The organism is Paenibacillus sp. EZ-K15 (genome assembly GCF_002573715.1).
GTDB lineage: Bacteria > Bacillota > Bacilli > Paenibacillales > Paenibacillaceae > Paenibacillus_AQ.
Genome location: NZ_PDHM01000021.1, coordinates 468625 through 480546, shown reverse-complemented (window position 1 = coordinate 480546; position 11922 = coordinate 468625). Strand labels below are relative to the sequence as shown.

The 11922-nt window shown below is 48.8% G+C and carries 13 protein-coding genes; 8 read left to right on the top strand and 5 right to left on the bottom strand.

Annotation, left to right across the window (positions count from 1 at the left end; all coding sequences use genetic code 11):
- Window positions 1-33: 33 nt before the first annotated feature.
- Together CRG97_RS26220 and CRG97_RS33380 are read left to right on the top strand one after the other, a co-directional pair.
- Entirely contained in the window at window positions 34-1806 is a 1773-nt protein-coding gene (locus tag CRG97_RS26220) for a B12-binding domain-containing radical SAM protein (RefSeq protein ID WP_098748588.1), read from the top strand.
- A gap of 219 nt (window positions 1807-2025) precedes the next feature.
- Window positions 2026-2202 (top strand): hypothetical protein, encoded by a 177-nt coding sequence (locus tag CRG97_RS33380; RefSeq protein ID WP_202619002.1) that lies wholly within the window; start codon window positions 2026-2028, stop codon window positions 2200-2202.
- Window positions 2203-2389: 187 nt separating this feature from the next.
- Here CRG97_RS33380 and CRG97_RS26215 read toward each other — a convergent pair whose 3' ends face one another.
- The 4 genes from CRG97_RS26215 to mnmL form a co-directional block, all read right to left on the bottom strand.
- Entirely contained in the window at window positions 2390-3358 is a 969-nt protein-coding gene (locus CRG97_RS26215; protein WP_202619005.1) for an alpha/beta fold hydrolase, read from the bottom strand.
- 57 nt (window positions 3359-3415) lie between these two features.
- Window positions 3416-4384 carry a type I phosphomannose isomerase catalytic subunit gene (locus CRG97_RS26210; RefSeq protein ID WP_098748586.1) on the bottom strand — a complete coding sequence of 323 codons (969 nt, stop codon included), beginning with the start codon at window positions 4382-4384 and terminating at the stop codon, window positions 3416-3418.
- 73 nt (window positions 4385-4457) lie between these two features.
- A complete protein-coding gene (mnmM, locus tag CRG97_RS26205; protein ID WP_098748585.1) occupies window positions 4458-5048 on the bottom strand; it encodes a tRNA 5-(aminomethyl)-2-thiouridylate-methyltransferase MnmM in 591 nt (196 codons plus the stop codon).
- Entirely contained in the window at window positions 5048-6001 is a 954-nt protein-coding gene (mnmL, locus tag CRG97_RS26200) for a tRNA modification radical SAM protein MnmL/YtqA (RefSeq protein WP_098748584.1), read from the bottom strand. The genes mnmM and mnmL overlap by 1 nt, the downstream gene beginning before the upstream one ends.
- Before the next feature lie 307 nt (window positions 6002-6308).
- Between mnmL and CRG97_RS26195 the strand changes: the two genes are divergently transcribed.
- Together CRG97_RS26195 and trmB are read left to right on the top strand one after the other, a co-directional pair.
- Entirely contained in the window at window positions 6309-6491 is a 183-nt protein-coding gene (locus CRG97_RS26195) for a hypothetical protein (RefSeq protein WP_098748583.1), read from the top strand.
- A 190-nt stretch (window positions 6492-6681) separates the two neighbouring features.
- Window positions 6682-7395, top strand: coding sequence for a tRNA (guanosine(46)-N7)-methyltransferase TrmB (gene trmB, locus CRG97_RS26190; protein ID WP_098748582.1), 714 nt, complete (start codon window positions 6682-6684; stop codon window positions 7393-7395).
- 117 nt (window positions 7396-7512) lie between these two features.
- Here trmB and CRG97_RS26185 read toward each other — a convergent pair whose 3' ends face one another.
- Window positions 7513-8640 (bottom strand): MGDG synthase family glycosyltransferase, encoded by a 1128-nt coding sequence (locus CRG97_RS26185; protein WP_098748581.1) that lies wholly within the window; start codon window positions 8638-8640, stop codon window positions 7513-7515.
- Between the two features lie 667 nt (window positions 8641-9307).
- Here CRG97_RS26185 and CRG97_RS26180 point away from each other — a divergent pair.
- The 4 genes from CRG97_RS26180 to rplT all read left to right on the top strand — a co-directional run.
- Window positions 9308-10546, top strand: a complete 1239-nt coding sequence (locus CRG97_RS26180) for a glycosyltransferase family 2 protein (protein WP_098748580.1) — start codon at window positions 9308-9310, stop codon at window positions 10544-10546.
- Between the two features lie 278 nt (window positions 10547-10824).
- Window positions 10825-11319, top strand: coding sequence for a translation initiation factor IF-3 (gene infC, locus CRG97_RS26175; RefSeq protein ID WP_114149316.1), 495 nt, complete (start codon window positions 10825-10827; stop codon window positions 11317-11319).
- A gap of 26 nt (window positions 11320-11345) precedes the next feature.
- Window positions 11346-11546 carry a 50S ribosomal protein L35 gene (rpmI, locus tag CRG97_RS26170; protein ID WP_007127239.1) on the top strand — a complete coding sequence of 67 codons (201 nt, stop codon included), beginning with the start codon at window positions 11346-11348 and terminating at the stop codon, window positions 11544-11546.
- Window positions 11547-11576: 30 nt separating this feature from the next.
- Window positions 11577-11922, top strand: a 346-nt coding sequence (rplT, locus tag CRG97_RS26165; RefSeq protein ID WP_098748579.1) for a 50S ribosomal protein L20, incomplete at its 3' end; no start/stop codon positions are given.

Below are 11922 nucleotides of genomic sequence, written 5' to 3'. Positions count from 1 at the left end.
TTATATTATTTTAGAAGGAAAGTGGACCCTACCATGAAAGTCATACTATCAACCTTGAATGCCAAGTACATCCATACCTCCTTGGCCATTCGCTGCCTGAAGGCATACAGCGAGAAGGATTTCGATATCGAATTGACGGAGTACACGATTAAGGACCCCGTGATGAATATCGTCTCCGACCTGTTCCAGCGCAAGCCGGATGTGATCGGATTCTCTTGTTATATATGGAATATTGAAGAAACGATTAAAGTGATCGATATCGTGAAGAAGATTATGCCGGAGGTCACGATCATACTGGGCGGACCTGAAGTATCCTACGATACGGAATATTGGATGAAACGGCTGCACAATGTCGACTTTATCGTCATGGGTGAAGGCGAGGAGACCTTCCACCATTTGCTGCAAACGATTGAAGGGGACCGAAAGTATCATTTCGTCTATGGCGTGGCTTACCGCAAGCAGGACGAAATTATTGTGAATCCTGGAAGACCGAAGAGCATTCTGGCGGAGCTGCCTTCCCCGCATCGTTTTCCGGAGGATATCCCGCATCTCGGGAAGCGGGTTGTCTATTTTGAGACCAGCCGGGGCTGTCCCTTCAGCTGCCAGTTCTGCCTGTCGAGCATTGAGGTGGGGGTTCGCTATTACGATATTGAACGGACCAAGGCGGATATTCTGTACCTGATCGAGAACGGAGCGAAATTGATCAAGTTCGTAGACCGGACCTTTAACATTAAGCGGGATTACGCGCTTGAAATGTTCGAGTTTCTGATTGAGAACCATGGCGGCTGTGTATTCCAGTTTGAGATCACGGCAGATATCATGCGTCCCGAAGTGCTGGATTATTTGGCGAAGAATGCGCCTCCCGGCATTTTCCGGTTTGAAATTGGGGTGCAGTCGACCAACGATCCGACAAATGAGCTGGTGAAGCGTCGCCAGAATTTTACCAAGCTGTCACGCACGGTGACAATGATCAAGGACAGCCGCAAGATCGACCAACATTTGGATTTGATCGCAGGTCTTCCGGAAGAGGACTACGATACGTTCCGCAAAACGTTTAACGACGTATTTGCGCTTGGGCCGGAGGAGCTGCAGTTAGGCTTCCTGAAGATGCTGCGGGGAACCGGGCTGCGAATCGATGCGGACAAGTATAACTACACCTATATGGATCATGCTCCTTATGAGATTCTGGGTAGCGACGTGCTTCCGTTCTCGGATATCGTACGATTGAAGAGACTGGAGGATGTGCTGGAGAAGTATTGGAATGCGCACCGGATGGACCATACCCTGAATTATTTGATGAAGCATGAATTTACGTCGCCGTTTGATTTCTTCCAAGAGTTTGGCGACTACTGGGAAGGACAGGGCTGGCAAAAAATCGGCCATCAGCTTGAGGACCTGTTTACGCGTTTAACGGCTTTCCTTGAAGATCGGAAGACCCCGCATATGAACGTTGTCTCTGGTCTCATGAAGTTTGATTATTTCCTGGGCCATAAATATAAACCTCGGAAAATATGGTGGGATCATACCCAGGATAAAGCGCAGTGGACCGCCAATGTTCGCAAAATCGTTGAGGAACCTGCGGCCCTATCCGCCGGTTTTGCTGAACTGGGGATCACGGAGCGCGATCTGCAGAAACATGCGATGATCGAGGTGCTGCCATTTAACCTCAGCGATGCCATCCAGGGTGGCACCGGATTCCCGGACAACGCGGACCATGCAACGATGCTGCTGGTATTGTACCAGCAGAACGAAACAGGGCAGCCGCAGTACTACACGATGCCTGTGGAGTTAGCAAAGCAGGCATAGTAGGGAAACGATGGACAACCCCTTACTGGGACTTGATGCGAGCGTCTTGGCCATCGTTTTGCAAATACTTTTCTTCTAGGGATTGGTAGGGACTGATAGGAATGAAACTGTGATCATGCCCCCCTCGTTATCGTAACGGACGGTATCCTTGGAGTCCCGGAATAAAACCCCCTTGGTATCGGTATTCTAATCGCATCAACCGATGAGGAGGGGATGTTTATGAACGGGAAACAGAAGGGGCAAGAACACGATACGCACGACGAGCCCACCGTCGCACCGGGTATGGAAACCAATGACGATCTGCGCGAAGAGGCTACAGAGGATGAAGTGGCGCATGGCGAGTACACCGAGGTCACGCAGCTGATCATCGACCGCACGCCGAGCGAGGAAGAGTAAGGGATTGGGCTGTTCTGTCCCATAAGCAGTTTAACTTACTTGACGGAGCTCGTCAGATTAATTGGGGGCACCAGCGATTGGAAAGAATGCTTCGTACGCGCAGCGTTATAAAAAAACAGACAAAGGGGGCGTCCCAGGTCAGTTGACCTTGAGACGCCCCCTTTTTAATTCGTCCTGCATCATTCTTTTACATAACCCGTTCCGACTCTTGCGGTGTCTCTGACCCATGCGATCCCGATGTGTGCCGTTCGAGCCAGTCGAGAACATGTGCCGCTACTTCATCCCGGTTGATTTCATGCAGCATCTCGTGGCGGCCACCGGGATACAAACGGTATTCAAGATCCTGAATGCCATGTTTCCGGTACAATTCGATCAACCGCCGCACGCCTTTACCGCGGTGTCCGACCGGATCATCCTCGCCCGAGAAAATATAAATCGGCTTATCCTTTAGAAGGCATTCCATCAATTGAGGTTTATGGATCTGGGACAGCAGCTTAAAGAAATCACGGAAGAAACGAGCGCTGCATACCTTGCCGCAGTAGGGGTCGTTGATATACTTATCTACTTCCGCTTCATCCCGGGATAGCCAATCGAACGGCGTGCGAATAGGGCCGAAACCTTTGTTGTAAGGGCCGAACACCATGGCGTTCAGCATCAGACTCCGGTGTGTGTCTCCTTGCATGCGCATTTGTGCAGCTGCCAAGCTCATACCGAACGTCAGCAGTCCCTGGGGCCCATTGGTGCCTGACAGTATGAATCCGTCGAATAATTCACCGTTCGAACACATGATCTTTTGCGTCAAGAAGGATCCCATGCTGTGCCCCATCAAATAATGGGGAACACCGGCATGGCGCTTCTTGAGCTCGGAAGCAAGAAGCAGCTGGTCTTCAATCATCCCTTCGAATCCGTTTTCCCCGGGATCGCCGAGAAGCGTAAGGCCCGACGTTTGTCCATGACCCCGATGGTCGTTGCAGTACACGGCGTAGCCGTGCCCTGTCAGCAACTCGGCAAGCTCCTCGTACCGCTTGCCGGTTTCGCACATGCCATGCGCAATTTGCACGATGGCACGAAGGGGATGGTCCGGCTCCGGCAGCCATTGATATACAAAAACATGCATGCCCTGCGCATTCAGCATCGTAAACGTGTCGGTTTGCATCACAGGCTAAACACCTCCACAAAAACGAATGGTTTATCTCAATTATTTATACCCTGTTTAAGGAAGATATGAACGAAGAACCGTAGATTGCCCATCCAGTGTATATGCACCCAGGTTAGCTGGCAGCAGGAAGCATTGTCCGGACGTGTAATCAATGGAGCCGTTATCCCAGCTGAGGGTTCCTTGACCATCGCATACCACCACGATTGTGAAGCTTTCCGCGGAAGTGGACAAGGACCAGGCACCGTTAACAACGCCTTTCTCGACTACAAAATAGGGAGATTTGGCAAGCTCAAGCCATTCTCCAGGCGCGGTTCCTTCCGTGCTCATGGTGGTTGCGCCCGATCCTTCATAGGCCGTCACGTTCAAGGAGTCTTCAATATGAAGCTCACGCGGTTTACCGTCAAGGCCTGGTCGATTATAATCGAAAATCCGGTAGGTTGTATCCGAATTTTGCTGAATTTCCGCTACTACAACGCCTGCACACAGCGCATGTACGGTACCGGCAGGTATGTAGAATGTATCTCCGGCTTTTACGGACACTTCTTGCAGCTGGTCCATAACCGTGCCGTTTTCCATAGCTTCTTTCAAAGTCTCGCGGCTAACGCCTTCTTTCAGACCGTATATGATTTTGGCGTCCGGCTTCGCATCCAGTACATACCACATTTCAGTCTTGCCCAGCTCGCCTTTCGGAAGCCCCACGTAGTCATCGGTCGGATGGACCTGAACGGAGAGGTTGTCATTACAGTCAAGCAGCTTGATCAGCAGAGGGAAACGTCCGTTAACTTCGGAGAATCCTTTGCTGCCAAACCACTCCCGTCCAAATTGCTCACGAACCTGATCCAGGCCGCGGCCGGCAAGTTCACCGTTCACAATGCTGGTCGTACCGTTCGGATGGTCGGCGATCATCCAGCCTTCTCCGATATGTCCTTCCGGAATATCCAAGCCGAATTGCTCCAGGGCACGGCCACCCCACACACGTTCTTTAAATTCGGGTTGGAACAACAATGGATATGGTTTTGTCATTGTAATCATCTACCTTTCATCATGTTTGGAATATTCTATGGATGTAAGTGCGGTACCTCTCCTAGAACTTATATCATATCGGCTTCTTCCGTTCCAGTGCAATGAGATATGGCGCTTCGGAACGCTGAAGACCTCGATATAATATCGTTTGCACTTTGTGCTGGGGTAATTCCGCCGCCCAGGCCTGCACGGCGTCCGCTTCGACATCGCCGCCCTTGTGGCCAGGGTACAGCACGATGGTGATAATGCCGCCGGGGCGAAGCAGCTCGATGGCAGCCTCCAGAGCCGTTAGCGTGCTGGCGGTTTCCGTCATGATCCGTTTATCTGATGAATCTGCCGGAAGGTAACCTAGATTGAACATGATCGCACCTATACGGCCATGCTCGCGCTTAGGTACGCATTCTCCCATAAGCGCATGGCTCTGGTGGTGGAGGGTAATCTTTGCAAGGGTGCCTAGCGGTTCCTTATCCAGCCTATCACGAGTCAGCTGCAGTGCTTGTTCCTGAATATCAAAAGCGTACACCTTGCCCTTGGATCCTATGCATTTGGCTAGATACAGCGTATCGGCCCCGGTTCCGGCCGTCGCATCCAGCGCAATGTCTCCAGGCCGCAGCCTTTCGGACACGAGTTTGTGGGCAAAACTCAAAACCGAGAGGAAGCCCATCAGGATCCCCCCCACAATTTACCCTGCCATGTATCCCGGCGCTTGAGCTCGGCGTCAATGCCGTTAAGCACTTCCCATTTTTTGAGACTCCACGTCGGCCCGATCAAGAGATCCCGGGGAGCGTCTCCGGTCAGACGATGAACAATCATCTCAGGAGGCAAGAGCTCCAGACTGTCTGCGATAAGGCTGATGTATTCGTCCTGCTCTAGGAACCGCAGCAGACCAGCCTCATATTGCTTCACCATCGGCGTCTTGCGCATGAGGTGCAGCAGGTGGATCTTGATTCCCTGCACATCCATCTTGGAGACGGCCCGGCCGGTAGCGAGCATCATGTCATGGTCCTCTTGCGGAAGGCCATATATGATGTGTGTGCAGACACGGATGTTATGCTTGCGCAGTTTTTCGACCGCTTCCAGATAACATTCGGTATCATGGGCCCGGTTGATTAGTTCAGAGGTGGAATCATGGATCGTTTGCAGGCCCATTTCCACCCAGAGATAGGTTCGCTCATTCAGCTCCGCCAAGTATTCCACGACGTCGTCAGGCAGGCAATCGGGGCGAGTAGCGATCGATAAACCGACAACACCCGGCTGCTGCAGAATGACTTCATAGTATTCCCGAAGCTCTTCGACCGGAGCATACGTATTGGTATAGGCTTGGAAATAACCGATGTATTTGGCGCTCGGCCACTTCTGGTGCTGCCGGTCACGGATGGTGTTGAACTGGGTAACAAGATCATCCCGCCGTCGTCCGGCAAAATCACCGGAGCCGCGAGCGCTGCAGAAGGTGCACCCGCCCTTGGCAATCGTGCCGTCGCGATTCGGGCACGTAAAGCCCGCATCCAGCATAACCTTGAATACTTTTTCCTGGAACTCGCTGCGCATCTCGTAATTCCATGTATGAAATCGTTTGTCGCCCCATAACGTTGGGGCGGGTCTAAGTGATGTACTCATGTGTGCTCCTTTTATAGCCGCATATGATGAATAGAGACAGGTATAGCTGTGCCTCAAAGTATACATGTTTTTACTTACCTTTTACTAAAGCAGATATGTCCATTGTAACAAAAAATAAAGCTTTGCGTTATATACAGGTCTTCAAGCCTAATTAAGATGTTGTTACTTGAATGAATTGCATATAATTGGTATATTTAAAGTAGAAAAATAAAAATATGATTCAAGCAATTTTGGCATGGGTATATATCGGATAGGATTCATATTTGTGTGACGTCATGGATACAATAATACCGTGAGGTGATTACGAATGAATTCATCGACAGTAAAGAATGACAGTAAAGACAAAATCGCTGTGGAGCTTACCCCGAACGAAGCTTTAGCCCTTACCGGCGTGGAGTTTAACGCCAACCAGGATGTGAAGGCTTCGGCACGTCGCAAGATTCGGGCCGCCTTTGAGAAGACGTTTGATTTTACGTCGGAAGAAAGGTAGACTATTCACAGTTTAACTATCGCGGAACCCCAATTCCAAATATAAGAAAGAGGAACCTAAAGCCTTTGCGTTAAGCAGAGTATAGGTTCCTTTTTCTATGGGGCTCTTTACTTTTGGGATTAACTTCGTCACAATAAATGCAGTATGGGGATATCATTCTAATTTACTTGGAAAGTTTCGGAGGTATGACATGCGTTTACGCGGAAGAAAAGGTATACGGGAAAATCTGGAGCAGCAGGAAGACCTGGTCGTTTTGGACCCCGGTCAATATAGAGGGAAATGGGCTTCATTATTTGGCAATGACCTTCCGATCCATGTTGAATTCGGCATGGGCAAAGGTCAATTCATAAGCCAGATGAGTTACAAGCATCAGAATGTGAATTTTATCGGAGTGGATATGTACGACGAACTGATTCGTCGCGCTAGCGAAAAGGGGCGCAATGCTTGGGCTCAGGACGGTATCGATACGCCGCCGAATCTGAAGCTGGCGCTGTTTAATATCGAGAACGTCGAGCAGGTCTTTGAACCCGGCGAGATCGAACGTTTATATTTGAACTTTAGCGATCCGTGGCCAAAATCCAAGCATGCCCGCCGTCGGTTGACGCATCCTCGTTTTCTGGATAAGTATTCCCAGATCCTGAACGAGCGCGGGGAAATTCATTTTAAGACCGATTCGGTCACGCTGTTTGAGTTCTCCCTGAATGCATTTGCCGATTATGGCTTGCAAATGACGAATATTTCGCTGGATCTGCATCGCGACGGGCTGAACGAAGAGCACGTCATGACAGAATACGAGACGAAATTCGTTGGTCAAGGTATGCAGATTCATCGCTGCGAGGCCATTGTCGGCAAGGAAGCACTTGCTTCCTACCAAAAGAATCGCCTTGAAAAATACGGTAAATAATACCTTTACGTAGAGTTCTTCCTATGATAGCGTTTGCAACTATTATAATAGTAGGAAATCTATCAATTGCGATGACATGTTTACAGAAAACGGCGTAAAAAAAGGTGTGCTCCCTCTTTAGGAGTACACCTTTTCGTTTTCCAGCATATCGATGATGCTGCGTGCGCTTTGCATCGGATGGAATCGTTCGATGTCTCGCAAATTTTGCGCCCGTTGCTGTTGGATCACGTCATATTGATGAAGCAGTTTGTTCATCCAGTTGCCAATAACCTCCAGCGAGTGGATAGGCTCACCCAATCCTTGCGCCGTGAAGTACTGGCAGTTCTCTTCTTCCTGCCCCGGAAGAGGCTGATGGAACAGCATCGGGATTCCTTTGGCAAGGCCTTCGGTGCATGTCATGCCGCCAGGCTTCGTAACGAGCAGATCCGACACCTCCATGAGTTTGTCGATCTCGCGCGTAAAGCCCAAAATCCGGATGTTCGGATGCTGGAACCGAGGGTTGTTCTCCAGCTCGTATCGTCCCTTGTCGTTATTGCCGAGGCAAAATATAATCTGGACTTCTTCGCGCCATCTGGTTAGGAATTCATGCACAACTTCGTCATTCATGATGCCCCAGCCTCCGCCCATCACAAGCACGGTGGGCATATCGGACAGATTAAACCGTTCTCTGATTTCCTTCTTGCTCGGATGCGTCCAGAAGTCGGGATGGATTGGAATGCCGGTGACCTGAATTTTGGCTTGGGACACCCCGCGATTGAGCAGCTTTCGCTTCACTTCCGGCGTGGACACGAAATATCGGTCGACTTCGGGACTAATCCATGTATCGTGAGCATCATAATCGGTTATAACGGTACACAGAGGCACATCAATGCCCAGCCGCTTCAAACGCGAGATAACCGCACTTGGTATGAAGTGGGTACACACAATGATGTCGGGTTTGAGCTGTCTGACCACATTTTTGGTGCTTGTATAGAACATTCGGTGAAGTGCTAAAGCCGTAAAGCGGTTAAAGGACTTTTGATGGCGATACATGTACCCGACCAATCTCGGGCGAGTTGTGATCGTCTTTCTGTAGGCCGAAATGATCAGTGGAGCAATTTTAGGGTTCAAGAAGCTCCCGAGCTCGAGAACTTTGGTCTGTACGCTAGGCGATAACTGGCGCAGGCTGCTGGAGAGTGCATGAGCGGCCTGTGTATGGCCTGCACCGAACCCTTCAGATAACAGCAAGACTCTTTTTTTAGCCACTACTTTTCACCCGTTCTGCAGCGTTATTCTTTAACTTTAACATATCGACTTTGGGAAAAGAAATCAACCATTCCCCACTTGCGTTTAGGGGACTTTGGTCCCGGAAACGGAAACTTTATTCGGCAAGATTCTCGCTGGCGCCTTGCTACTTAAGGAGTTAGTCAGCGACGCGCATTTTGTAGAAAATCAGGGTCCGTGGTCTTTTGACTTGAGTAGGAGATGCCGCTACAATGATTCAAACGGACATCAAAAAGTTTATTAGAGAAAGAGCATGAAAAAAAACGAAAACTTTTTGGGTGTTTGTTGCGTTTATTTATTGGCGGACAAGTCGAAAAAGAAAAAATGGGCAGCCAAGAGAAATAAAAAGCAAGGAAACGGATGAAAATAAGAACTAAAGCCGTTTGAAACGAAGCTTGCTGGCAAACTGGATTGCAAGCTGAGCTCTTTTACGAAGTTTTTCCGTAAATTAGAGCATTCCACGGTTTTGACAAAAGATTCAAAAGTGTGGAAAATCGTGTATGACGTGCGAAGTTGCCCCGCGGCACCGAGGCTACTAGAAGGACAGACACAAGTCACAGGGTCATAGCAACAACAAAAAAAGCGAAAAACTTAGAGAGAAAAAAATAACAAACATTCTCGGGTTATAAAAAGGGGGTAACGGAGAATCATGACAGACGCCATCTTTATCGCGCTCCAACTATTCTTGGCCGCGGTGGGTGTGTACCAGTTCGTATTCTCTTTGTTTGGTCTGGTCAAAAGAAAAAAGAAACAACATTTTAAACCCAATAAATCATTTGCAGTGTTAGTTGCTGCGCACAACGAAGAACAGGTTGTCGGTGCATTAATGGAGAACCTGAAACAGCTTGATTATCCGAAACATCTGTACGACGTATTTGTCATCTGCGACAATTGTACAGATCGTACAGCAGAGATCGTCCGTGCCCACGGGATGAACGCATGCGTGCGTACGAATCAGAATCTTCGGGGCAAAGGTTATGCCATCGAATGGATGCTGAAAGAGCTCTGGGCAATGCCGCGCCAGTATGATGCGGTCGTCATGTTTGACGCGGATAATCTGGCGGATCCGAATTTCCTGAACGAAATGAACAATGATCTTTGCTCTGGAGCAAGAGTTATCCAGGGATATATCGATACCAAGAACCCTGAGGATTCCTGGATCACTGCCTCTTATGGGGTGTCTTACTGGTATATCAACCGCTTGTGGCAGCTTTCTCGCAGCAATCTGAACATGGCGAACTTTCTCGGCGGTACGGGAATGTGCTTTGAGACCAATCTCCTGAAGGAGATCGGCTGGGGCGCAACCAGTCTGGTCGAGGATTTGGAGTTCACTATGCGCAGCGTTATGCGCGGTGTGTATCCGAAGTTCAACTATGACGCGAAAGTATTTGACGAAAAGCCGCTTACGTTTAAGGCTTCAGCCAGACAACGTCTGCGCTGGATGCAGGGTCACTTTACGGTTGCCCGCCGTTATTTCTTCCCGCTGCTGTGGCGTGCCATTAAAGAACGCAGCCTCGTGAAGCTGGACTTGGCATTGTACGGGGTCAACGTTTATATTGTGCTGCTGACTTTCTTGTTGACGGCCGTCATCTGGGTTGACACCTCATTCTTCGATGGTCCGAATATCGCGAATCTGTACGGTTACTTACCGCTGTGGCTGAGCTTTACGGCGATCGCGGCGAATGTGTTCACGTTCATGATCGCGATGATTCTGGAGAAGGTGAAGTACAAGAAGGTGTACTTGTATCTGGTGCTGTTCCCGATTTACCTGCTTTCGTGGTATCCCATCACGGTATATGCGTTCTTCACGCAGAACAACAAGCAGTGGAGCCATACGGAGCATACCCGGGTTGTGCGCCTTGAAGAAGTTCAAAGCAAACAAGGGTAATCCAATTTTTATTCCATCTGTGTTGACAGAAGATAGGATGACCTGTTATACTTTCCTAGTCTGTTAAACAGAATATCTGATTGCAAGCAGAAGCGCCGCTTCTCACCTGACCGACATGTGTTGGCTGGTTTGATCACGAAATCAATGAATGGATTCAACTTCATTTGTGAGATGAGTATCAAATAGGGATGTCGGTGATTAACCCGTCATCCCTTTATTTTTTTTGCAAACAGGAACAACAAGTAATTTGGAGGTGGAGGACTATCAGTAAGGAACATATGATCAATGACGAGATTCGGGCCAAGGAAGTACGTTTGGTTGGTGCCGAAGGTGAACAAATCGGGATCAAGCCGATTCGTGAAGCACTGCAAATGGCAATTGATCTCAATCTGGATCTGGTGAACGTGGCCCCTCAGGCGAAACCGCCGGTATGCCGCATCATGGACTACGGTAAATTCCGCTATGAGCAGCAGAAGAAAGAGAAGGAAGCACGTAAGAACCAGAAAATTGTGGATATCAAAGAAGTATGGTTCCGAGCCAACATTGAGGAGCATGATTATCAAACCAAGCTTCGCAATGTCGTTAAGTTTTTGAAAGACGGCGATAAAGTGAAATGCTCCGTGCGTTTCCGTGGTCGTGAAATCACCCATGCTAGCATTGGTCAGAAGATTTTGGAGCGCGTGAAGGTGGAAGTGGCGGATCTCTGCGTCATTGAACGTCAACCGAAATTGGAAGGCCGCAGCATGATTATGATTTTGGCTCCAAAAGCCTAAGAGAAATTAGAGGAGGAAGTACTACAATGCCTAAAATGAAAACACATAGCAGCCTGAAAGGCCGCTTCAAAATTACTGGTACTGGTAAAGTTAAACGTTATAAAGCTTACAAAAACCACTTGCTTTCCCACAAATCCAAGCGTGCGAAGCGCGTATTGTCCAATAGCCCAGTTATGGCGCCTGGAGATGTTAAACGTTTGAAGCAAGGTCTGGCTAACTTGAAATAGTAAACAACAATTATTGGGAGGTCTTTTGATATGGCACGAGTTAAAGGCGGATTTGTCGTTCGTCGTCGACATAAAAAAGTATTGAAGCTTGCGAAAGGTTATTTCGGTTCCAAACACCGCATTTTTAAAACAGCTAACGAGCAGGTTATGAAATCCCTCGTTTATGCATACCGGGATCGTCGCAATACGAAACGTAATTTCCGTAAATTGTGGATCGTTCGTATCAACGCGGCTGCTCGTCAAAATGGTCTGTCTTACAGCAAATTGATGCATGGTCTGAAGCTTGCTGGCGTGGACATTAACCGTAAAATGCTGGCTGATTTGGCTGTTAATGATCTGAACGCGTTCAATTCTTTGGCTACTGTAGCTAAAGAAA